This is a genomic window from Nostoc sp. (assembly GCF_036917195.1).
Taxonomy (GTDB): domain Bacteria; phylum Cyanobacteriota; class Cyanobacteriia; order Cyanobacteriales; family Nostocaceae; genus Nostoc.
Genome location: NZ_JBALDG010000077.1, coordinates 128,527 through 150,847 on the forward strand (window position 1 = coordinate 128,527; position 22,321 = coordinate 150,847).

The 22,321-nt window shown below is 42.6% G+C and carries 21 protein-coding genes and 3 pseudogenes; 10 read left to right on the plus strand and 14 right to left on the minus strand.

Going from position 1 to position 22,321, the window contains the following annotated elements; genetic code table 11:
• Window positions 1-186: 186 nt before the first annotated feature.
• Window positions 187-459 carry a hypothetical protein gene (locus V7K40_RS27030; protein WP_334965218.1) on the plus strand — a complete coding sequence of 91 codons (273 nt, stop codon included), beginning with the start codon at window positions 187-189 and terminating at the stop codon, window positions 457-459.
• Here the strand turns inward: V7K40_RS27030 and V7K40_RS27035 are convergent.
• A pseudogene (locus tag V7K40_RS27035) lies at window positions 437-595 on the minus strand (transposase DNA-binding-containing protein); the annotation flags it as partial. The gene V7K40_RS27030 and the pseudogene V7K40_RS27035 overlap by 23 nt on opposite strands.
• 335 nt (window positions 596-930) lie before the next feature.
• Window positions 931-1,293: a hypothetical protein gene (locus V7K40_RS27040; protein WP_334724351.1), complete on the minus strand. Its 363-nt coding sequence runs from the start codon at window positions 1,291-1,293 to the stop codon at window positions 931-933.
• A gap of 256 nt (window positions 1,294-1,549) precedes the next feature.
• Here V7K40_RS27040 and V7K40_RS27045 point away from each other — a divergent pair, with 256 nt between their 5' ends.
• Together V7K40_RS27045 and V7K40_RS27050 are read left to right on the plus strand one after the other, a co-directional pair.
• A complete protein-coding gene (locus V7K40_RS27045; protein ID WP_334965220.1) occupies window positions 1,550-2,605 on the plus strand; it encodes a DMT family transporter in 1,056 nt (351 codons plus the stop codon).
• 597 nt (window positions 2,606-3,202) lie between these two features.
• Complete coding sequence (locus V7K40_RS27050) at window positions 3,203-3,931, plus strand: DUF2996 domain-containing protein (RefSeq protein ID WP_334965222.1); 729 nt, start codon at window positions 3,203-3,205, stop codon at window positions 3,929-3,931.
• Between the two features lie 107 nt (window positions 3,932-4,038).
• Here the strand turns inward: V7K40_RS27050 and V7K40_RS27055 are convergent, their stop codons facing one another.
• A complete protein-coding gene (locus tag V7K40_RS27055; protein ID WP_334965224.1) occupies window positions 4,039-4,533 on the minus strand; it encodes an NINE protein in 495 nt (164 codons plus the stop codon).
• A gap of 463 nt (window positions 4,534-4,996) precedes the next feature.
• The gene (locus V7K40_RS27060; RefSeq protein ID WP_334965226.1) at window positions 4,997-5,167 is read right to left on the minus strand and encodes a hypothetical protein; all 171 of its coding nucleotides are present in this window, start codon (window positions 5,165-5,167) and stop codon (window positions 4,997-4,999) included.
• A 90-nt stretch (window positions 5,168-5,257) separates the two neighbouring features.
• On the opposite strand from V7K40_RS27060, the gene acsF reads away from it, so the two are divergent.
• Window positions 5,258-6,334 (plus strand): magnesium-protoporphyrin IX monomethyl ester (oxidative) cyclase, encoded by a 1,077-nt coding sequence (gene acsF / locus V7K40_RS27065; protein WP_334868580.1) that lies wholly within the window; start codon window positions 5,258-5,260, stop codon window positions 6,332-6,334.
• Between the two features lie 177 nt (window positions 6,335-6,511).
• Here the strand turns inward: acsF and V7K40_RS27070 are convergent, their stop codons facing one another.
• Entirely contained in the window at window positions 6,512-7,282 is a 771-nt protein-coding gene (locus tag V7K40_RS27070) for an SDR family oxidoreductase (protein ID WP_334965228.1), read from the minus strand.
• A 308-nt stretch (window positions 7,283-7,590) separates the two neighbouring features.
• On the minus strand, window positions 7,591-8,361 hold the full coding sequence (locus tag V7K40_RS27075; RefSeq protein ID WP_334965229.1) for an SDR family oxidoreductase: 771 nt from the start codon (window positions 8,359-8,361) through the stop codon (window positions 7,591-7,593).
• A gap of 603 nt (window positions 8,362-8,964) precedes the next feature.
• On the opposite strand from V7K40_RS27075, the gene V7K40_RS27080 reads away from it, so the two are divergent.
• Window positions 8,965-9,915, plus strand: a complete 951-nt coding sequence (locus V7K40_RS27080; protein ID WP_334965231.1) for an L-lactate dehydrogenase — start codon at window positions 8,965-8,967, stop codon at window positions 9,913-9,915.
• A gap of 150 nt (window positions 9,916-10,065) precedes the next feature.
• Here V7K40_RS27080 and V7K40_RS27085 read toward each other — a convergent pair.
• From V7K40_RS27085 to V7K40_RS27095, 3 genes and pseudogenes are all read right to left on the minus strand, one after another.
• Window positions 10,066-10,203, minus strand: a pseudogene (locus V7K40_RS27085) (IS4 family transposase); the annotation flags it as partial.
• Between the two features lie 33 nt (window positions 10,204-10,236).
• A complete protein-coding gene (locus V7K40_RS27090; protein ID WP_334965233.1) occupies window positions 10,237-10,707 on the minus strand; it encodes a type I restriction endonuclease in 471 nt (156 codons plus the stop codon).
• Between the two features lie 271 nt (window positions 10,708-10,978).
• Window positions 10,979-11,413 (minus strand): hypothetical protein, encoded by a 435-nt coding sequence (locus V7K40_RS27095; protein WP_334965235.1) that lies wholly within the window; start codon window positions 11,411-11,413, stop codon window positions 10,979-10,981.
• A gap of 637 nt (window positions 11,414-12,050) precedes the next feature.
• Here V7K40_RS27095 and V7K40_RS27100 point away from each other — a divergent pair.
• Window positions 12,051-12,647 (plus strand): annotated as a pseudogene (locus tag V7K40_RS27100) (MASE1 domain-containing protein); the annotation flags it as partial.
• 427 nt (window positions 12,648-13,074) lie between these two features.
• Here V7K40_RS27100 and V7K40_RS27105 read toward each other — a convergent pair.
• A complete protein-coding gene (locus V7K40_RS27105) occupies window positions 13,075-14,172 on the minus strand; it encodes a WD40 repeat domain-containing protein (protein ID WP_334965237.1) in 1,098 nt (365 codons plus the stop codon).
• 666 nt (window positions 14,173-14,838) lie between these two features.
• On the opposite strand from V7K40_RS27105, the gene V7K40_RS27110 reads away from it, so the two are divergent.
• Entirely contained in the window at window positions 14,839-15,021 is a 183-nt protein-coding gene (locus tag V7K40_RS27110; RefSeq protein WP_334965239.1) for a hypothetical protein, read from the plus strand.
• A gap of 273 nt (window positions 15,022-15,294) precedes the next feature.
• Window positions 15,295-15,987 (plus strand): pentapeptide repeat-containing protein, encoded by a 693-nt coding sequence (locus tag V7K40_RS27115; protein ID WP_334965241.1) that lies wholly within the window; start codon window positions 15,295-15,297, stop codon window positions 15,985-15,987.
• A 211-nt stretch (window positions 15,988-16,198) separates the two neighbouring features.
• Here the strand turns inward: V7K40_RS27115 and V7K40_RS27120 are convergent, their stop codons facing one another.
• Window positions 16,199-17,179, minus strand: a complete 981-nt coding sequence (locus tag V7K40_RS27120) for an aldo/keto reductase (protein WP_334965243.1) — start codon at window positions 17,177-17,179, stop codon at window positions 16,199-16,201.
• Window positions 17,180-17,432: 253 nt separating this feature from the next.
• Between V7K40_RS27120 and ilvA the strand changes: the two genes are divergently transcribed.
• Window positions 17,433-18,944, plus strand: a complete 1,512-nt coding sequence (ilvA, locus tag V7K40_RS27125) for a threonine ammonia-lyase, biosynthetic (RefSeq protein WP_334965245.1) — start codon at window positions 17,433-17,435, stop codon at window positions 18,942-18,944.
• 94 nt (window positions 18,945-19,038) lie between these two features.
• Here ilvA and V7K40_RS27130 read toward each other — a convergent pair whose 3' ends face one another.
• Complete coding sequence (locus tag V7K40_RS27130) at window positions 19,039-20,073, minus strand: hypothetical protein (RefSeq protein ID WP_334965247.1); 1,035 nt, start codon at window positions 20,071-20,073, stop codon at window positions 19,039-19,041.
• A 10-nt stretch (window positions 20,074-20,083) separates the two neighbouring features.
• Window positions 20,084-20,329, minus strand: coding sequence for a hypothetical protein (locus V7K40_RS27135; RefSeq protein WP_334965249.1), 246 nt, complete (start codon window positions 20,327-20,329; stop codon window positions 20,084-20,086).
• Between the two features lie 268 nt (window positions 20,330-20,597).
• Between V7K40_RS27135 and V7K40_RS27140 the strand changes: the two genes are divergently transcribed.
• Entirely contained in the window at window positions 20,598-20,741 is a 144-nt protein-coding gene (locus V7K40_RS27140) for a hypothetical protein (RefSeq protein ID WP_334965250.1), read from the plus strand.
• Between the two features lie 96 nt (window positions 20,742-20,837).
• Here V7K40_RS27140 and V7K40_RS27145 read toward each other — a convergent pair whose 3' ends face one another.
• Window positions 20,838-22,253, minus strand: a complete 1,416-nt coding sequence (locus V7K40_RS27145; RefSeq protein ID WP_334965252.1) for a TonB family protein — start codon at window positions 22,251-22,253, stop codon at window positions 20,838-20,840.
• Window positions 22,254-22,321 lie beyond the last annotated feature (68 nt).

The following is a 22,321-nucleotide window of genomic DNA, read 5'->3' on the forward strand; positions in this document are numbered from 1 at the left end:
GATCCAAAGATTGGGTCAAATCTGTCAAGTCGAAATTCGGCTTTTGCTGGTGCAGTAATCTCGTAGAACTCTTTATACCGCTTCAAATGGACGAATTCGGACAGAAGGCACTAGTACCGCAAGGCGGAAGTCAAAAGTCAAAAGTCAAAAGTATTATGGAATGGGCATTTTAAGGATTTTAAATGGTTGCTCTATTTACGCCGTAGCGTACTAGCCTGTGTGATGGTAGTGGGTTTGTCAACAGTGCAGGATTTGGTAATGATGTTAACTTCTGCTAATCAGGTGCGGGAGGAGTTTGGCATGTGGATTGATGATGAAGTCTATAAGCAACTAATGCAAGTAGCTGCTGATTTAAAGAGTTGGGCTACTACAAGAAATTTTGCGATCGCAACTGCTGAATTAATTGATTTTTGGCAACAAACAATAGTGCAATTCTTTAATAATTATTTGCTGAAATAAAATCAGCATGGGAATCATGGATATATGGTGAATTCCAAAAATCAGATGTTGCTTGGTTTACTGTTTTATTACCTAATGCTTGGGGTACACTGCAATCTGGCTGTGCCGCTAAATTTTCCAGGATTTTTATCAGACGTTTCTGGCCTCTAGGGTTTTAGATGGGGTTCCAATCCCGATCTGCAAAATTCCCCTTGTCCCCAAGTCTCTTTCTTCAATTTTATGGTAGCTGGCATTATCTAGGATAAATAAAATTAATAAGCTATTAAAGGTAAAAAGATTAAATTTTCTTTTTACCTTTGCCCTTTAACCTGATTATGCAAGAACTTTAATGCATTTTGTGGAGGACTAAATCAGACTTTTACTAGGGCGTGGATGCGGCGCGGCTTGTCGTCAGACATCGCAACCTAGATGTAATCAAATAGCTCCTCTGGTTTTAGCAAAATATTAATTGAAAAGTGGATAGATATAGTATTACTTCACTTCACTAGGTTCAAACATAGTCACCTTACCTTTCTTAATTGCTACAATCACATCGTAGTGTGCACAGTAAGAGAATGTGATATCATTGGCTTTGTTGTAAAGGTTAACTACGTGACCTGCACCACCTACCTGGATACCGATTGGCTCCAAGTCACCATAAAAGAAACGACGTAGTTGATCACCACTACCAATCTTACCCTTACTCTTAGTTAGCAAGTCTAGTTTCTGTGTTAAAGACATCTCTTGGGCTGCCGATGCCTGCACTAATAACGGATTGATCACCTTTAATGGTGCGTCCCAAACTGTGAGAAAACCAACCAAGGCGACACTTGTAAGTATGGGTGCAAGTTTCATTTGTATACTCTCTTCTTTGTTTTATCCTGAACATCCCAAGCATCTCAGGTGGGAGTGAGAGCTGATTGAAACTAAGCCACTATTTTCATGAATTTATCCTTTGAGAAAATTTAGTTGATTATCAGCACTTTCTCAGGCAATCATGGTTACCCTAAGTCACAGCAGAATTTAAGTATTTTCTCAACAAAATCTCATTCAGAACTGAATGACGGCAACTTAATATAATCAGCAATGCTTTCATTGCAGTAGTGTTATTGTGACTAGACCCAAAAGACCACATCGCCTAATTCATAGAATTTCTGGACAAACATATCTCTGGCTAGCAATGCTAATTTTTGCAGCATCTGGCGCAGTTACCCGGAAGCTAACAGAAATTGGTGCTGAACATTTCATAGGCAATCGCAATCCGATTTCTTTTTGTAATGTTTTATTCGTGGGAAACCTTTGCGCCTTGATACTTCTGATCCTAATCTATGGGCGACAGTGGAACAAAGCTACTTTGAAGCAACTCTCAAGTCAGGATTGGGTCAGTCTAACAACAGTAGCTATTTTATCGGGTGCGTTGGCCCCTGGCTTAATTTTCCAGGCATTTGCACTCACAGGAGTGAACAATGTCATCTTGGTGGGACGTTTGGAACCGCCTCTAACTCTGGCTTTATCAGTCTGGTTATTGAGGGAACGGGTAAATATTTGGGAATTTATCGGAGCGATCGCAGCCTTTGTCGGTGTTATCCTAACTATCATCCTTCAGCCTCCAACAGAAGGCATGATGAACATAGGAGGTTTCAGTTTAGGCATAGGGGAACTTTTGGCAGCAGCAGGATCTGTGGCTATAGCTGTTTCCATGATTATTGGTAAGAAACACCTTTCGCAGATCCCTCTGGGAATCCATAGCATCTTTCGGACTGCACTAGGAACCGTAATCTTTTTCTTCATTGCTTTAGTCGTGTATGGCAGCGATCATTTTGCTAATGTCCTCTCACCGTTCTTGTGGCAATGGATGTTTCTCTATGGTGGGTTGATTGTGGTATTAGGTCAGTCTTTTTTGATTAAAGGCTTGAAAACTTCCACTGTATCTATGGCTTCCTTAGTTAGCTCATTTAGCCCAATTGTGGGCATTCTCGCAGCCTATTTAATTTTAGGTGAAACTCCTACCCGACCTCAATATATTGGCGGTAGCTTGATTTTAATAGGTCTATTCTTAAGCCAAGTTGGTATTTGGCGTCAAACTTCTAGCATTGCGTCTGGTAAGATGAGTTCTACTCAAGCACAGCAACAGGTAGAAACTGGTATGGGATTCAAGGGGATTTGAAGGAGGCAGAAGAATTTTAGATTTTAGACTTCGGCTACGCTCAGTCGAACGATTTTGGATTTTAGTGAAGCAGCGCGGTCTTCTCCCTTGGCGCTAGCCTCTCACGAATGGGAGAAGGGGAGAAGACCGGACTGCCGACGCTCCTACGGACGCTCGTTCCTCGCTACCGCTTCGCTAACGCTAACGCTGCGCTAACACCACAGCGCTGGCTCCTTTATGCCGGGGAACCCGTCCACCGCAGTGGCTCCCCATGAGTGACTGCACCAAGCCGAAGGGATTGAATAAGACTTACCTAGAAGAGATCCCCCAAGCCCCTTAAAAAGTTAGCTCTTAAAATCTTCCCCTTTTTAAGCTACGGTATACACACATCTCTACACAGGATGCAAAACATCGTACTGTTGAACAATCTAAAACCGTAAATCCAAAATTGAAGGGGCAGGGGACAGAAGGGAAGAAAGCTTATGTCCTAAGCCTTTGCGTTATTTTTAACTGTACAGTTATTATTACGTTGCGGTACTATTATGTCAAAATGAAAATACTCGATACCTCAAGGTGAGCGATCGCTCCGAAAGCTAGATTAAAGGATTGACCTGAGCAATGGCAGACCAAACCAATCACAATCAAGCGGGAGAAGTAGCTCCCAGCACTGTTGACAAGCAAGCTCCCAGTGTAGCTGAAGAACACGCTCCTAGTACAGACTCATCCGAAGCCACAGATATTCCTACTGCCAACGCGCCAGATCCTAAAGCCGCAAATCCTGAAGATAACCCCAATGCTGCTAAACCCGCTGCTGTACCACCCAAGCGAGAAAAACCCGCAGCCGCAGCTAAAGCCGCAGGAGGCGAAAAAGCCGCAGCAACAGGAGAAAAAGCCGCAGGAGGCGAAAAAGCCGCAGCAACAGGAGAAAAACCAGCCGCCGCAGCTAAAGCCGCCAAAAAGGAAAAAGCCCCAGCTGTAGAAGATAAGCCATTTGTAGAGTTCATCGAGCAAGATTACTTGCCAGCTTTACAAAAAGCGATCGCTCAACAAGGCGTGCAAGATTTACAGGTGTCTTTTGGCAAGCAAAAGGTGCCAATCACTGGCTTTGAATCCGCCGAAGAATGCTGGCAAATTATCGGCAGTTGGACAGAAATCGGTCAGCGTCAGTTTAACCTGTATTTCCCCGAAGAAGATATTCAAGGGAAAAAGGGATTTTCCTGTAATGAAGGCAAAAAACCTAGCACTCTTGAGTCATTCTTAATCGATGAGCGCAGAATTACACTCGATTTATTGGTATTTGGCTTAGTTCAGCGCTTAGACGGTCAAAAGTGGTTAGGTATAAATTAGTCATTGGGCATTGAAAAGAGGCAGAGGGGCAGTTCTTGCTGGGAGCAGAGGGGGAAGAGGTAATTTTTTATTCTGCCTCCTACTCCCCTGCTTCTTCCCCACTCCCCTTAAAGTTCGTGGAAATGGTAAGTAACGGCTCCAGTATTGGGGTCGTTATCAATTTTCACATAACCTGATTTGTACATCTCATTGAGAGTAGCTTCCACTTCGACAAAGCTAGCTCCGGTGAACTTCACGCCTTGAGTGACAGTTAAAATACCACCCTTGCTTTCCGCCGCTTCGATTAGTTTAATCATCAGTTGGTTACCAGTTGGCCGATGGACTTGAGAGGCAACCACTGCTTGATTTAACGGTACACCTAAGGGAGATACACCCGCTTTTAGTCTCAGCTTGTGTTCATATTCGTCAACCATACCGGGCATGAAGTACAAATCCACGACCTGCCCTATACCAAACACACCACCGGTCAACAGCCACAACAACCCAGTCCCGATCTTGCCATTGTAGAAACGGTGCAGCCCTCCCACCCCGAAAAATCCGACTGCACACAAGATGTAAGAGACAAGAAGTCGGTCTTTTTGCTGATTATTTTCAAGATTCATCTTGTTTTCAACTCTTTGGATTTGCTCTTGTTGTCTAAGATAGTTTTTCCATACTGTTTTTTATACCAAGCATGAATAGCTAGATTTACATCTTACACCAGTTGCTTTCTGGCAATTTTTGTTGGTGGGTACTGATGTTCACTCCAACTATAATTTGACCTTATGGGCAGTCTCCAACCTACAGTTATTGGAAAGGGTGCAAGATATCACTAAATAATTATAATTTTTCAGTAATTATGCTAGTCATAGTTTGCTAATTTTAAGATGATCAACGTATTGAGAAAACCGCATTAATTTATTGTAATAAAAACCAAAGAAAATTACTGAGATAGTAGTGCTTTCAGAATACAAGAGGGGCGTCCTACTCCACTTGATCAAAACAATCCTGATCACTGAACTACGTTTATTTGACTACTAATTTGCGATTTTTGATTCCGCAAACAGTGAATTATTGTTGCAACTCTTAATGTTTTGCTTGCAAATTTCTAACCCGTACCTTGGTAGACTGAACTTTATACAAATTGGATTCTTGTGGGCTGTTGCGCCTTGCCAGAGCTTTACCCTTGGCTTTCTGGTAAGTCAGTTCGGTCTTCTCCCAAGGGGAAACGCCAAGGGCGATGGGGGTTTCCCCCATGAGGAACTGCCGTTAGCGTAGCGGTAGCGACGTAGGAGCGTCACCCGAAGGGTCTACTTAAGATAATAAAGACGAAAGAGCAATCAAGACATGGTAGATTCCCTCAAAAAACCAGGCTTTGAAGAAATCCGGCCAGGGATTAAAGTCCCGGCAAAAGAAACCCTGTTAACACCTCGGTTTTATACTACCGATTTTGATGAAATGGCGCGGATGGACATCTCCGTTAACGAAGACGAGTTAAGAGCCATTCTCGAAGAGTTTCGCACTGACTACAACCGCCATCACTTTGTTCGGGATGCCGAGTTTGAACAATCCTGGGATCATATTGATGGGGAGACTCGCCGGTTGTTCGTTGAATTTTTAGAACGTTCATGTACGGCAGAGTTTTCTGGCTTTTTGCTGTATAAAGAACTCGGTCGTCGCTTGAAAGGCAAAAGCCCCGTCTTGGCAGAGTGTTTTAACCTGATGTCACGGGATGAAGCACGTCACGCTGGCTTTTTGAACAAAGCTATGTCGGACTTTAATCTGTCCCTAGATTTAGGGTTTTTGACTAAGAGTCGCAATTATACCTTCTTTAAGCCAAAATTCATCTTTTACGCCACTTATCTTTCTGAAAAGATTGGTTATTGGCGCTATATCACCATTTATCGCCACTTAGAAGCACATCCCGAAGATCGGATTTATCCAATCTTCCGGTTCTTTGAGAACTGGTGTCAAGATGAAAACCGTCACGGTGATTTCTTCGATGCGATCATGAAATCCCAGCCGCAAATATTGAATGATTGGAAAGCACGGCTGTGGAGTCGGTTCTTCCTGTTGTCGGTGTTTGCGACAATGTATCTCAATGACATTCAACGCAAGGACTTTTATGCCACCCTTGGATTGGATGCGCGAGAATACGACATCCATGTTATTCAGAAGACTAACGAAAACGCAGGTAGGGTGTTCCCGCTGATGCTGGATGTAGAGAATCCAGAGTTTTATCAGCGGTTGGATACTTGTATAAGCAATAATCAGAAGCTGAGTGCGATCGCTAACTCTAACACTCCCAAATTCCTGCAATTCTTCCAGAAACTGCCGCTTTACATCTCCAATGGCTGGCAGTTATTGCGGTTGTACCTGATGAAGCCAATTGATACTGTTTCTGCTCAAGGGGCAGTTCGTTAAGTTATAACAGGTTTGCGAAAGCTTTAGTGGTTCTGCCGATTGCAGAGCCACTTTTTTTTGTCAAAATCAATACCATAAGGGGTACTACTCGTCAAGTTTTAGGTTTAACAGGCTGATCTATTACTGGAGTAAGTGAGTGAATCATTAACTCTACTTCTTGACTTGATAAACGACTACTCACGTGGCTATATAACCGCCATCTACAACCAGAGACTGACCAGTTATGTAGGAAGCAGCTTCTGAACATAAGAAAAGTACAGTCGAAGCTATTTCTTCAGCTTTGCCCATTCGTCCCATTGGAACCATTGTTGTCAACTGTTGACTTGCGGTTTCAGCATCATCCCTTTTCTCTATCATACGGTCTATCAAATCTGTATCAATAATACCAGGGTTAACAGCATTAATCCGGATACCCAATTTAGCATAATCAAGGGCTGCTGACTTTGTTAACCCCATAACAGCGTGCTTGCTTGCATGATATGGTCCAATGCGGGGGAAGGCTATAAGTCCACCCATTGAAGAATTGTTGACAATCACGCCTCCTCCAGTACGAAGCATTTGGACAATTTCATACTTCATGCACAGGAATAATCCGCGTACATTGACTGCTATAAGTTGATCGAACTGTTCAAGCGATTGTTCGTGGAGAGGAGCGTTCCCACCATCAATACCAGCATTGTTGAATGCAAAATCTAGGCGACCGTAGGTTTCTACCGTCTTGCTCACAAGTGCTTCCACCTGAGATACTTGGGCGACATCTGTTTTAACAAACAAGGCTTCACTCCCAGCTTGTTTAATTAGATTCACGGTTTCTTCACCTTCTTCGTCTCGACGAGCCGCAACGACGACTTTTGCGCCTGCTTTGCCGAAAGCGATCGCCGTCGCCTTACCAATTCCCGAACTCCCACCTGTAACAATTGCGACTTTGCCATCAAATTCACCTGCCATCAATTTACCTTTGTAATATTATTTAGACGCTTTTATTGTAAACGTTCACAGGATTTACTTAGCTACCGCGAAAAATAGGTAGACACAGATGGTAAATTCAGAGACATGGACAAAAAGTTTCAACCTTTGAACTGCTAGTAAAAGCAATTACACCGAGTTAAGCTGATTTTTCGATTCTAATTACATCTGGGGTGAATGTTTGATGCTTGGCTGCTTGTGCCTCGTAACATCTGAGAATCAGTGATGTCAGCTGATCAAAATTAACTGCTTTCACGGTTTTTTTCTTTCTTGACTTGATAAACGACTACTCACGTGGCTATATAACCGCCATCTACAACCAGAGACTGACCAGTTATATATGAAGCAGCTTCTGAACATAAGAAAAGTACAGTCGAAGCTATTTCTTCAGGTTTGCCCACTCGTCCCATTGGAACCATTTTTGCCAACTCTTGACTTGCAGTTTCAGCATCACCCATTTTCTCTGCGAAACTGGACATCATATCTGTATCAATAAAGCCAGGATTTACAGCATTAATCCGGATACCCAATTTAGCATAATCAAGGGCTGCTGATTTTATTAAACCCATAACAGCGTGCTTGCTTGCATTGTATGGTCCAATGCGGGGGGAGGCCATAAGTCCACCTACCGAAGAATTGTTGACAATCACGCCTCCTCCAGTACGAAGCATTTGGACAATTTCATACTTCATGCATAGGAATGATCCGCGTACATTGATTGCCATAAGTTGATCAAACTGTTCAAGTGATTGTTCGTGGAGAGGAGCGTTCCCACCTAGAATACCAGCATTGTTGAATGCAAAATCTAGGCGACCGTAGGTTTCTACCGTCGTGCTCACAAGTGCTTCCACCTGAGATACTTTGGCGACATCTGTTTTAACAAACAAGGCTTCACTCCCAGCTTGTTTAATTAGATTCACGGTTTCTTCACCTTTTTCGTCTCGACGAGCCGCAACGACGACTTTTACGCCTGCTTTGCCAAAAGCGATCGCCGTCGCCTTACCAATTCCCGAATTCCCACCTGTAACAATCGCGACTTTGCCATCAAATTCACTTGCCATCAATTTACCTCTGTAATATTATTTAGACGCTTTTATTGTAAACGTTCACAGGATTTACTTGGCTGTACTTTTGCCAACAAGATTGATAGCAGAGGATGAAACAGTATCCTTGTGTTCCGCTTCAAAATTTAACTCCTTATAGTTTGGTAATGCTTTAATTTTTTTCAAGGCTTCAATTTATTCAGCAGTTGTTAGTAGTTTTGATTCTTGATATTTTTGTTTATTCTCTTCTTCAATATCTTGTTCTATTTTCACTTCAACAAGCTGAGTTATTTATTGACTAAGTGAGCGAGTCATTAACTCTACTAAACTTCCCTGAATCGACTTTTTAACAAAGAGTTCTCTTTTTTCTGTTTTTCTTTTTCTGTAGTTAAAGCATTATTTTAGCTAGCAATCAATAGTCCAAGTTTTTACTTCTCTAAGCTGAATAAGTCTGGTAATTTCTCACAAATAATTTACAATTGCTATAAAAGTTGAGTCAAGAGAAAAAAGTACTATTTTATACTATAATTCAAAAATTATATTTGCAGAATAGCACTCCGCACTAACTAGCTGGAGTTAATATATACTTATTGGTTCAGTTACAAAAAAGGTAGATATAACATGAGTAGCAAAACATCCAAAATTGGTGTGATTGGCGCGGGGAATGTGGGTGCAGACGTAGCAAATGCGTTAGTGCTACTCCGTAAATGTGTAAGAGTCGTCCTTTTTGACCGAACCTTATCAAAAGCTGAGGGGCAAGCATGGGATATTGAAGACAGCATTCCCCTACTTAATGATATGGAGATTATACCATCAAATCAGTATGAAGATTTAGCTGATTCTGATGTGATTGTCGTGACTGTTGGGGTGTCGCATAAACAAGGACAGACCCGATTAGATACGTTGAGCGACAATGCAGAGATTATGCGTTCGACGATGAAAGAATTGGATCGAGTTGCACCGAATTCAATCATACTTATTGTTAGCAATCCAGTGGATGTAATAACGCGGATTGCGATCGCCAGTTCCACGAGAGCAGAAAATTTAATTTTCGGTTCGGGAACCGTTCTTGATACTGCTAGACTGAGATATCAACTTGGTAAGCGACTGAATGTTAGTAAACAAGACGTTCATGTTTATGTGATTGGAGAGCATGGAGACAGTGAATTTATCGTTTGGTCTAGTGCATTTATTGGGGGAATTCCGTTAACGGAATTTCCCATACCACAAGGAGTAACGCTGGAACAAATTCAGCAAGAGTATGCAGAGTTAACGCCTAAGCGAGGCTATAACATTTCTGAACGGAAAGGAAATACTAGCTATGGCATATCAATAGTAGTTTGTCAAATAGTTGATACCATCGTGCGAGATGAAAAGCAGATATTTCCAGTATCGGTGAGAGCAGATTCTAACTATGGAGTTGGCAATCAAGTTGTTCTTGGACTTCCATGTATCATTAGCTCCCAAGGTATTGAGCGCCAACTGGTGTTACCAAGAAATGCTGATGAACAACGTTTATTAGAAGAGTCAGCTACCAAACTCAATCAAGCCTACGATTCTTTGCATAATTAAAATCAACTCATATAGCCTGTCTAAAAATGCCCTTTTTTGAATATGTATAAGATGATAATTGGGATGACGAGTAACTAACCAGCGCATGACTTAATGATGGCTGATGGTGTCGGAGGATGCCGGGTGTAGTACTGTTGTTGGCCCAATCAAGGCTAACATTCTTGTCAGTTCTGTAACTTCCGCCACATCTGGCCATAACAGTGTTAGCACCACTGCGATCATCAACGGGAAGTTAAGAATTCTGTCCCTTAGTCCCAGTTGACGATAGTAGTTTTCTTGTGCAGTCATGTTAGATGTAACTAATGCTACTAGTAGAAGCCATTATACTGAGTTAAGCCGACTTTTCCATTCTAAGATATCATATTCCAAGATGTTAAAACTAAAAAATGGCTCCTTGTCCATGACATTTTTATCACGCAAGTCTGTAAAGAAACGGTACTCAACCCCATTAGTGACGATAGCTACTTTTGTTGTCAAAAGTCCATTAAAATAGCGGCTCAATTGCCCATCATGTGCTTCAGCTTTTTGACCACGGGCTTTTGCCTCTACGAGCATAACTATATTATTGTTAATAGCTAAGGCGTAATCTACCTTTTCAAACTGCCCTGCTTTTTTAATAGCAAAATCTGCCACGTATTCCGGCATTACTTCACTAGGGTCATAGACATCGTAGCCAAGAGCACTCAAAAAAGGAACAATCAGTGCCATCTTAGTAGCTTCTTCACCAACAACTTGGTCAGCCCGCTTACGGACTTGTTCAGACAGCTTGGTAATATCTTCAATGAATCCCATCTTATTTGCTCCTGGTATATTAGTGAGTATTAATACAATATTTTTTGTAAAATAGGAGTGATTGTAAGGTGATAAAGTACATTTAAATTGAAAGTGTTAGCGCGATCGCCTTCCTTATCACTCCTATAAAAGTATTCCCAATCAAGTATCAGACGGTAACACTTATGACTTGTTCCCAGGTGCAATGGCATCGGTAATGAATGACAATAAGTCAGAATAATTTTTGATGAAGCCTCAGTCTATAGGCATTCTCAAAAGAAAAATGCTCAAGCTAACTTGTCGTAGCTGCTTTGTTGCCATTTTTGCTGCCGTTGCCGTTCACACTGGCAATGAATGAGGGTTGCTGTGAACTGTGAACTGGTGACTCGCCTCGCAGTCCCTTGTGGCGCTGGTTCTTAGGAACACCTCCCGCCATACCGTACTCCACACTGCTTTTACCATATTGAGTAGCAACTCCCAACAGCATATGCTCTGCCATATCTGCTAACTCACGCTCTGTTTGGAGCATATCATGGTACATCTTATCAAGGTTGGAAAGAGCAGTGTTGTATAAATGCTCTCTAGTTCGCATCGTCTCAATTAAGGTTGAGAATGCCGATAGTGTGAGTCCATTGCCTACATTTAAATTCGGATCAATTGAGTTGATACCAGCAGCACGACGCGCTGCTTTTTCTAACACCTGAGAGGTTCTTTTTCTCCGAGCCATGATCTAAACCTTGTAATCCAGTACGGTTAATATTCTTTACTTTAAGAAACTTCCGTATTGATCCGCTTGAGAGAACTCCGGCAATTCTGCAATGGTTTTTGTTACATAGCGATCATTGTCATGAATGTGCAATATACCGAAATTAATAAGCAATCAAGCTTTTGAGAAAGTAATATGCCTTTTTGCTTGCTGAATCTACCGAAATTAGTAAGCAATCAAGTATTTTGAGAAACCAATATACCTTTTTGCTTACTGAATTTACTGAAATGAATACGTGATATACCGAAATGAGAAAGCAATCAAGCATTTTAAGAAAGTAATATGCCTTTTTACTTGCTAAATCTACCGAAATCAGAAAGCAATTAAGCATTTTGAGAAAGCAATATGCCTTTTTACTTGCTAAATCTACCGAAATCAGAAATCAATATGCCTTTTTGCTTATTAAACATCTATTGAAATTAATTATGCGTTCCCCGAAATCCTTGGTAGGCAGAATTCATGAATTGTGCCTACGTCGTTTTTGGCGAAGGTATTGTTATTTGAGGATAATTTCTGGGAACTATCTCAATATCAGGTGTTACTGAATTATTTGATGATGCCTTGAAAAGCAGTATTCTTCGATGGCTGGTTTGTAGAACAGCAACAAAGACGACTTCACCCCCGACAAGTTGTAGAGTTTGCACTCATTCTGCTCTCCTTGATTGTCATTAGTCAGATAGCCTTTTGGGGTGGATATCCTGTGGAGTATATGATGATTCTCCCTCTGCTCTGGTCGGCTTTTCGGTTCAGAGCGAGGGAATCAACACTGCTGGTAGTGATCATGTCAGCGATCGCAGTTTATGGAACAGCTCATGATTTTGGCTCATTTGCGAGGAAGTCGATAACAGAATCTCTGGTGCTATTGCAATCCTTTATTGGTGCGATCGCTCTCACCACCTTCGTTCTATCTGCGATTGTTAACGAAAATAGAAAAGCCGCAGCCAACCTCCAAAAAGCAAATGATGAATTAGAGCAACGAGTTCAACAACGCACCACTGAACTCATAGCTGCAAAACTTTTGGCTGACAGCGCCAATCAAGCTAAAAACGAATTCCTGGCAAACATGAGCCATGAGTTGCGTACACCCTTCAACGGTATCCTCGGTTATGCCCAAATCCTGCAACTCTCTCTAACCTTAACTGACAAAGAACGCAAAGGTGTTGAGGTTATTCACCAGTGTGGTTCCCATCTACTAATACCAATTCTCCGTGAGCTTGCACTTAATGATTACTCCTTCTGTCAAGGCGTACAAGGCGTGAACCAGCGCTATAGGCGGGTTTCCCGCCGTATGCGACTGGTGTTAGCGCCACAAAGAGCGAGTCTTCTCCCTACAGCCCTTTGGGCATCCTACGGCAGGCGTTAGCCTCTCCCAATGTGATTCGGGGAGACGATGCCGCGCAACGAGCGTCACCCGTTCGCCCAAGGCGTTCCCGCAGGGTAGGGCGGTTCGTTTAATAATTAAGTGCATCTTCATAGCGAATTGGTATGAGCAGAAATAATTCATTAAAAATCTGAGCGATCGCTATATTCAATTCCCCATACTTATCTTTTAAGTTTCCATCTGTAGGTAATCTAACTTTTACGGTTTCTGGAAAACCTCACTTCCATATAGCAAATTGGTATTAGTTAATTTGCCAAATATGAATAGTACTATCCTCATTGCTACTCGCGAGGGTTTTACCATCTGAGCTAAGAGCAACCGCTAAAACAGGACTTGAACCATCCTGAAAGGTATGCAACAGTTTTAAAGTCTTTAAGCTCCACAGTTTAATACTGCCATCATAATTGCCGCAGATCATAATTTTTCCATCGGGGCTGATAGTAAGAGATTCAACTGAACTAAAATTATCAGGAAACTCATGCAGTAGTTTTCCAGTTTGAAGATTCCATAACTTCAGGGTGCTAATTGCATGATTTCGAGAAACTAATTGACCAAAACTGCCAGTGACGAGCTTTTTGCTATCTGGAGTAATGGCAATAGCATCAACTCCGGTTTTATGTCCTTTGAGAACATAACGCGTTTTTTTAGTTCGCAGATCAATCAGCCTAATTGTATTGTCATCGCCACCCCCAGTACTAACAAGGGTTTGCATATCAGGGCTAATTGTAACGTTACTCACATAATCTGAGTGTGCAGCAATGGTATTAAGCAACTTAAGCGTGTGTAAATCCCAAAGCTTGATTGTGTGATCATCACTGCCACTAACAATCAATCTACCATTTGAACTAATAGCAACGGTTTCTACTGGCAGCGGATGTCCACTTTCGATGTTAAGCATTAATTGAGTGCGTAAATCCCAAACCTTCATTGTTGGGGTGGTTATTCCACCACTTACAAGCAGCTTGCCATCTGGACTAATAGCAATTGAAGTAACACCATCTGAGTGAGCATCTAAACTACGCAGCAATTTTCCAGTCCGGAGATTCCAGAATTTAATAGTATCATCTCTACCTCCACTAATCAGGGTTTGCCCATCTGGGCTAATCACAACTGCTGGAACACCAAAAGTCACTTTTTTATGGCCAGTCAGTGTGTGAACAAGTTGAATATGTGATTGCGACTGAGTAATTGTACTCTTGCTAATGGGAGGATTTGAACTGGAAGAATAGACATCAATGACAATGACAGTGATGTTTACTGCAATAGCTAAAGCTGTAATAGCTAGTTTGGATTTGAGGAAATTTAATAATTTCATGGCAATGAGGAACGCAATTGTCATATAACAGGGTTCCCATTTTATGGGGTGCGTAGTTTACCGCACAACTCTTGGAGACGCTCTTGCTAGCTTGCTTCCCCGTAGGGGTACGACAGGCTCAGTGACCACCGTAGGCATCGCCCTTCATCCTCTTGATTCAAGTAAGGAAATATGCCAAGGGATGTCTGCCAAATCTAAGCAGTCTATCTACTGCTCAATTGCTATGTGTTTTCTAGTACATTACTAGCCAGTTGTAGCGAAGCGATGACCGAGCGCTGTAAGTTGCCTGAGAAGTGATTCTACAGCGTTGGGTCAACAACTGGCGATTTGTGGAGCTACTGAGGCATAGGGTAAACTATTCCTCGTGTAACCTTTGGGCTATCCCGTTCTCTTGATATCTCATTTAAACTGCAAAACAGAGACTTGTAATGCCAAATTGGCAGAATCTTTCTGTGTTCATTTGAAGTGCTACCGTCACTTCACCTTTTTCTTAACGCAGGAATGCAAAGAGTTGATGGCAGTATGGTCAAATACCTCTGCTAGTTCAATAGATAACTTTTAGCAAAGTTCGTTAAGCACGTCCAATTTAGGTCGGTTGTTACACACACCAGTTTGATTGTGATTAGTCATAATGTAGTGTAGTAGTGCAATACATTGCACTGTTACAAAAGCTAAATACAGAGGTAAACTATGTTTCCTTTTTGGGGTAATCCCTGTTATGGAAGCGAACCCATTTCGCGCAGAGCTGGCTTAGAGCGGAAATTAAAATTCTTGATTTGGATGCGAGATGATTTAGAGTCCAAACTAGCTGGCATTAATGCTTCTATTGATACCATTCGGCAGCAAATAGAACGTTCAGACTCAACTGTTTAGAACTTAGTTCTTGCATTTGTACTTAAGCCGATTGTAACTTCTTTGTGACAGAGCGCTGTAAATGGGCTGCATCAGTGTTGTAGGTCTTTGTGCAGCGCCCTGTCATAAACTGGCGCACAAAAGAGGCAGTCTTGAAAAACGAAGTCCAGCCTTTTGTGTCGCTGGAACTAACCTTGAATAAATGACTTAAGACAGAGGTAGAATAACTTAGAGTTTATTAATATCTGGAAGTTAAAGCCGTAATCGTCACTTAACGTGCCAAAACTTATAAAAATGAAAAATATTATCTCGATTGGTTGGAATAGCTGGTTAAAACGGCACAAGGAATTTATTTTATTATTTGACTCAATTGCTGCCGCTAATGAGATTGCCTTTATACTTAACGGTCAATGGGATGGCTGCAATGGTGTGATAATAGCTAAACCTGATGAGGTAGCTGTTAATACTGCGGCCAAACTATTAGAAGCTACATGGTGTTATCAAGGCGCATCAAAAGCTGTTTTAGACAGAGTAACAACTGATGAACTTTTACGCCGTTATGCAATGGGAGAAAGAAATTTTATTAATGCTAATTTGAGGTGTGCAGTACTTGCATCAGTAAAGCTGAGTGAAATTAACCTAAGTTATGCAAAGTTGAGTTGGACAGACTTAAGTCAAGCCAATCTAAGTAAAGCTGATTTAACGGCAGCAGACCTAAGTGAAGCTAATTTAAGTCGAGCCGACCTGAGTAAGGCATACCTAATGAGGACAAACCTAACCAAGGCAGACCTGCAACAAGCAGATATGAGGGGAGCTAATTTAAGTAGCGCTAACTTAAGTGAAGTTAACCTCACTGATGCAGACCTAAGAGGAGCTAATCTAGCATTAGCAGACCTAAGAGGGGCAAATTTTAACTTCTGCAATTTGAGTGGAGCTAACCTAACAGGTGCCAAGTTAATTGAAAGTGACTTGGCTTTTGCTCTCTAATGAGCACACCTGGAGGCGATGTATTTTAAGTTAAAAATAGTAATTTATATTATTTCAACTTAAACCAGGTTTTTGCAATGATTTATATTCAAATTCAGCAACGTTTAAATTTTAATCGTTGCTAAATCATGAGATGATTTTGCCCAATTTGGAATCAATTTTCAATAGTTTCAACCGCTGATTCATCCCGCATTTATGCAATGTTGAAATTTTACTTAGTTTGAAAGATATTTTGTACCATTTTTTTGTCTGCATTCGCTGCCGCCCTATCCAACTCTGCAATTTCACTGGCGTCTAATTGCCAACCCAATGCACCAATATTCTCCCTTGCCTGTTCCACACTTTTTGCTCCAGGAATAGGAATGGTTCCTTTACAGATGCACCAGTTAATTGCTACCTGTGACATGGTTTTGTTTCTAGACTGTGCCACCTCTTGTAAACATGCCAAAAGCGATCGCATTCCTGGTAATATCTGCTTAAACAGCAGACCTCGGATGCCTTTGGGCAAAGGGCCTTGCTCAGAGTATTTTCCTGTCAGTAGTCCCAAAGCTAGAGGGCTGTAAGCAATCAATTTGATTCCCAACTCATCACAAAGGTCTTTAAGCTTTAGTTGAGTGACAGGATATGTAGACAACAAAGAGTATTGAACTTGCACAGTAGTAATAGGAACGCCTCGTTCAGCAAACTTTTTCTGTACCTGCTTAAGCCGCTTAGGCCCATAATTAGATAGTCCCACTCCCCTAACCAGTCCTTGCTCATACAAATCGCCAAGACCATCTAACAGCCCTCCCTCTTGCCAAGGAGCGTAATTCGCTGTAGACCAGTGCATCTGTACCAAATCTACGTTTCTTCCCAGGCGTTGGGCAGATGATTTGCAAGCTTTTACCATTGACTGACGTGTCCATCTCCACGGGTAAGCAGCAAGCTTAGTAGCAATACAAATATTTTCTTTATCTGAACCTACATATTCTCGGTTGAATCGTCCCAGGAGTAACTCACTGCGACCATTCAATCTCCCAGTTCCGTAAGAATCACCTGTATCAAATAAAGTCACAGCGTTGCTTACACAAAGGTTAAAGACGGCTTGCAACTGGTCATCCATACTTTCGTTATATCCCCAAAGCAATTGGTTGCCCCAGGCCCAAGTCCCGCAGCCCATGCTTGGGAGGGAGAGTTGTTGGAGAGTCTGCATCTTTGCTCTCTGTAGATTGCCTTATTAATTATCAGGCATATAGCAGGTATTAACGCGCGAGTAGCATGATTATCAAGCAAATCAGGAGAACCTTTTAATACTTGTGCAACGTTGGCTATTTTGTTTTAAAAATTTACATAGTTTAGTCTGTCTCTATAATCCATCCAAGATGCGATCAGTGAATTAAAACCACTGCGATCGCTTGTAACGTAAAATTAATTTCCATCTGGCATTTGCTAACACCTCGACACCCATGTATTGCGACTACCTGATCCAAATTCTGACTGCCCGTGTGTACGATGTTGCCCAAGAAACACCACTTGAGTATGCCCCAAATTTGTCTGCACGGCTGAATAATCAACTCCTGCTGAAACGTGAGGATATGCAGTCAGTATTTTCCTTTAAACTGCGGGGTGCTTACAATAAAATGGTGCAACTGCCACTAGATATATTGGCGCAGGGTGTAATCGCAGCGTCTGCGGGGAACCATGCTCAGGGGGTCGCCCTTGCAGCCCAGCGCTTAGGAACCAGAGCGATTATCGTCATGCCAATAACCACACCCCAAGTCAAGGTGGATGCAGTTAGAATGAGGGGCGGAGCAGTCGTATTACATGGAAATACCTACGACGATGCTTATAGCTATGCCCGTGAATTAGAAGTAGAAAAAGGGTTGACCTTTATTCATCCTTTCGATGATCCGCATGTAATTGCTGGACAGGGAACAATCGGGATGGAAATTTTACGGCAATATCAGCAACCCATCCATGCGATTTTTGTAGCGATTGGAGGGGGCGGATTAATTTCTGGGATTGGGGCTTATGTGAAACGGTTGCGTCCGGAAATCTTGATTATTGGCGTTGAACCAGTAGATGCTGATGCGATGTCTCAATCACTAAAAGCCGGACATCGGGTGCGCTTGTCGCAAGTCGGGTTATTTGCTGATGGCGTGGCGGTGCGGGAAGTAGGTGAAGAAACCTTCCGTTTATGTCAGCAGTATGTAGATGAAATCATTCTGGTGGATACAGACCATACTTGTGCTGCAATTAAAGACGTGTTTGAGGATACGCGATCCATTCTAGAACCAGCCGGTGCATTGGCGATCGCAGCTGCCAAAGCCTACGCAGAACGAGAACAAATCGAAGGACAAACCTTAATTGCTGTAGCCTGCGGTGCAAACATGAATTTTGATCGCCTCCGCTTTGTGGCAGAACGGGCAGAGTTTGGCGAACGCCGCGAAGCTATCTTTGCAGTCACAATTCCTGAGGAACGGGGAAGTATTCGTCGGTTTTGTGAATGTATTGGCAACCGTAATCTTACTGAGTTTAATTATCGCATTGCTGATGAAAAAACAGCCCATATTTTTGTAGGTGTGCAAATTCAAAACCGGGCCGATGCTGCAAAGATGGTAGAAACCTTTGAAGCTCAAGGATTTGAAACCTTTGATTTAACAGACGACGAACTAACTAAATTACATCTGCGGCACATGGTGGGTGGGCACTCTGCCCTGGCTCACAATGAATTGCTCTACCGTTTTGAGTTTCCCGAACGTCCCGGCGCATTGATGAAGTTTGTTACTTCCATGAGTCCCAACTGGAATATTAGTCTTTTTCACTACCGCAACAACGGGGCAGACTACGGACGAATCGTTATTGGTATCCAGGTTCCCCCCCACGAGATGAGAGAGTGGCAAGCTTTTCTCGATAACCTGGGCTATCGCTATTGGGATGAAAACAAGAATCCGGCATACAAGCTGTTTTTGGGATAAGGGAGTGGGGAAGAGGCAGGGGGGCAAGGGAGCAGGGGAGCAGAAGAAGAATAACAATACTCAATGCCCCGTTTGCCCAATGCCCAATGCCAATTTAGCGAGAACTACCCTCCAATATCAGATTGGAGTCCCAAGTATAGAAGCCAATTTGGTTAGGAACCCTAGAAAATCTGCCTGTCCGATAGCCTCTAGATAATTCATTCAGCACCTTATTTTTGATCTCTCTAAGTTGCTGAGAATCTAGTTCTCCATAAATTCCGGCAATGACTTCAGCAACGCTGAAAACTTTACCTGGATTTTGTTCTAACAGAGAAGTGAGGGCATCAATTAAGAATTGACCCTCAAAGGCTTTGAGCATTGGTACTGTTTTTATCGGAGGTAGGAAAGGCTTCTTATTTTTGTTTTTGATGCTCCTAGAAGCACCATTGCGGTTACTTGAGGCTACCAAACTTAAATCCAGAGTATAACAACCTGGTTCATCGGGAATAGTTACCCAGTAATTCCTTTCTCTGCCTTGGGTGAGGGAAGATTGAACCCTACCTTTAACTACTTTGAATAGATTGGAATCCAACTCTCCATAAAGCGAGCGCACGATAAAATCAATATGACAGACAGTGCCTATCTGCTCTTGCAATAGCTGTTTTATGGCTTCCATTCGCGACAGAGCGTGATCATACTGGGGTAGCATGGGGATTTCCGCCACCTTCGTTGAACTATCGTTGTTCTCTAAGGCGATCTTTGGAGCTGGCGATGTAGTTGAAGATTGACTCTCTTTTGTATCAACAGCAGAAAAAGAATTATCTATCTCAACCTTATCTGAGTCTGCGAGTTCTGATACAGACTCCACCAAGTTGATTTCGTCGATATCATCAAGAGGTGATAAAAACCGCAAAGAGCCTTGTTGAGAAAGATTTGAGGTTTCATCAGCTGCCGTCAGACTTGATATCTGCTTGTTGGTATCAGAAAAAGACCAGTTAGACAACAACGCTTCTACATGATCGAGTTGCGATCGCGCCTGCACAAAAAGGCGTTCATACTCTTCTGTAAGGCGAGCATAATAGTCTCGTAATTCCAACAGTGGTGAAACAAAGGTGCCCGGAGGTGGTTCTAATTGTCCATTTTGAGTCATAAGGCTTCAATCAATTTAAGTTGATGTCACTTTTGTAAGACATTGCTCTGGGTTTTGCTTTGTGAGATGTTGGTTGGGATTTCTTAGGCGGTTGGGGAGGGCGACATCTCTCACAATATAAAGGTCGAGGTCCGAAAGTCTCGCGTTTTGTCAGATCGTTACACTCTTTACAGACAAACTGGAAAACACGAGTATGAATCTGTCTTTTGTGCGCCCTGACAGTATATTCCTTAACATCAATGAATTTACTTGCCATAATTAGGAATTGTGAATTGCCGTCGTATCAATGTCTTATCAATATAGCTATTCAAGCAAATCAAACTGCATCAGTGTGTGTTTATGTAGAAGTTTTATTGAAATCAGTGAATTTGACGCCTAGCATAAAGTGCAGATGAGTAACTTGAGGTTAGCCATTGATTATCCTCTCAGCATATAATTGGTGATAAGCAAACACTACCATTCCTTAGATACAGGCGATTTTCATCGCCCTGATCAGAGAAATAGGGGATGGGGAAGTGGGAAGTATGGGATTATTCACTTCCACTTCCATTGATTGGCAAATCAAGCGATCGCCAGTGTGTCTAATTGCCCATCACAAAATTACCGCACTCCTAACCCCTCTTCCTCATGGTAGTGGGATGATGCTTAATGTAGCCATTCGGATTTAAAAAACAACCGCCTCTTAAAAACAGGAGGCGGCGATCGTCGCTAATCAAAGTATGATTTTTGTAAGTTTTGTCCCTCTACTGGTAGTCTTTGACAGACTACTGCTGACTGGGAGCAGCTGGTTGTGATTGAGGTTGTGGGCGTAAACGGCGCAAAGACTCCCGCAACTTATCCTGGCTAGTGTTTTCTGCTCGCCGCCGCCGAGTTGGGGTTGCTTGTGGCTGTTGTGATGAATCGGTAGCCGCTCGTTGACGCTGGATGTTGCGTAGGGAGTCTCTGGCACTTCCTTGAGTGCGATTTATCCTCGCTTCAGATGATGAGCCTGAGGTAATAATTTCTCGTCTTTGAGGTTCCAACCGTCTACTCAATCCAGATATTGCTGGTCTTGTGGCTGTAGCTTCACTAGATGGGGGTGTCAACTCTCTGCGCCTACGTCCTGGATGTTCTTGTGTGGAGTTAGCAGCTGCTGCCTGCTGGGTTCTCTCTTGTGCTTCTCTTTGTGCTTGCCGTTCTTGAACTTGGCGCGATCGCCGTGAACCTTTTATGGCAAATTCAGTGGCTATAGCTACTCCTTGTCTGCCTCCTTCTGCGGGTTTTAATTTCCAATCACGCGCTTGTCTGGCGGTTTCTTCATCTAATTCGCGGTTTCCACTGGAGCGAGCAATCCGCACATTGGTAACATTGCCTTGTGCATCAGTATCGACAGCTACTTCTACTCTGCCTTCGACTCCTCGCCGTCTTGCAGCATCAGGATACTTGGCACTACATTCACGGCAGGCTGCACGACCATTAAGATTACCATTACCATTACCTGAACTGTTAATTTGTGGAGGTGTTGGCACTGTTGGCGCTGTTGCTACTGTTGGACGGTTTCCTACTCCATTGCCTATACCACTGCCAATTCCTGAACCTCTACCACTGCCTATACCACTGCCAATTCCTGAACCTCTACCACTGCCTATACCACTGCCAATTCCTGAACCTGTACCACCGCCAGAGCCTGTACTTAAAGCAACGCCAGGACCAGAGCTACCATTATCTGTCAGGACTGGACTACCGCCACCACCACCGCCACCACCACTCACAGGTGCAACAGTTTTCACAGGGGCTTCTGGCTTGGGAGCAATTTCCCTATTTGTTGGTTGTGGGTTTTGAGTAGTTTGTTTTGGTTGTTGTTCAACTGGCTGAATTTTTGGTCTTTCAATCAATTCTTGTACTGGTTTTTGTACTACTGCAGTTTCTCTAGGCTGTTTTTGAACAATTTCTGGTTCTTTTTTGGGTTCTTCTGGAATTTTTGCAAGTGGTTTTTCTGGTTCCGGAGTCGGAGAATCTATGATCGCAACCTCTATTGGTTCATCATCGTTTGTGGGCACTCTCGTCAAATAATTACCTATACCTGAGGACAGTACGCCGATATGCAGCGCCAGCGAACCTATTAGACTGTAAGTCAGAAAAGACTTGAGAGCCTCAACTTCTTTGGAACGTTGCTCGACAGTAATGCCATAAAAGCTCATAGCTATTGCTACCTATTCTCACTAATTAAGTTATTTTAGAATGCATGGTTGCAAATATCAAGTAAAAA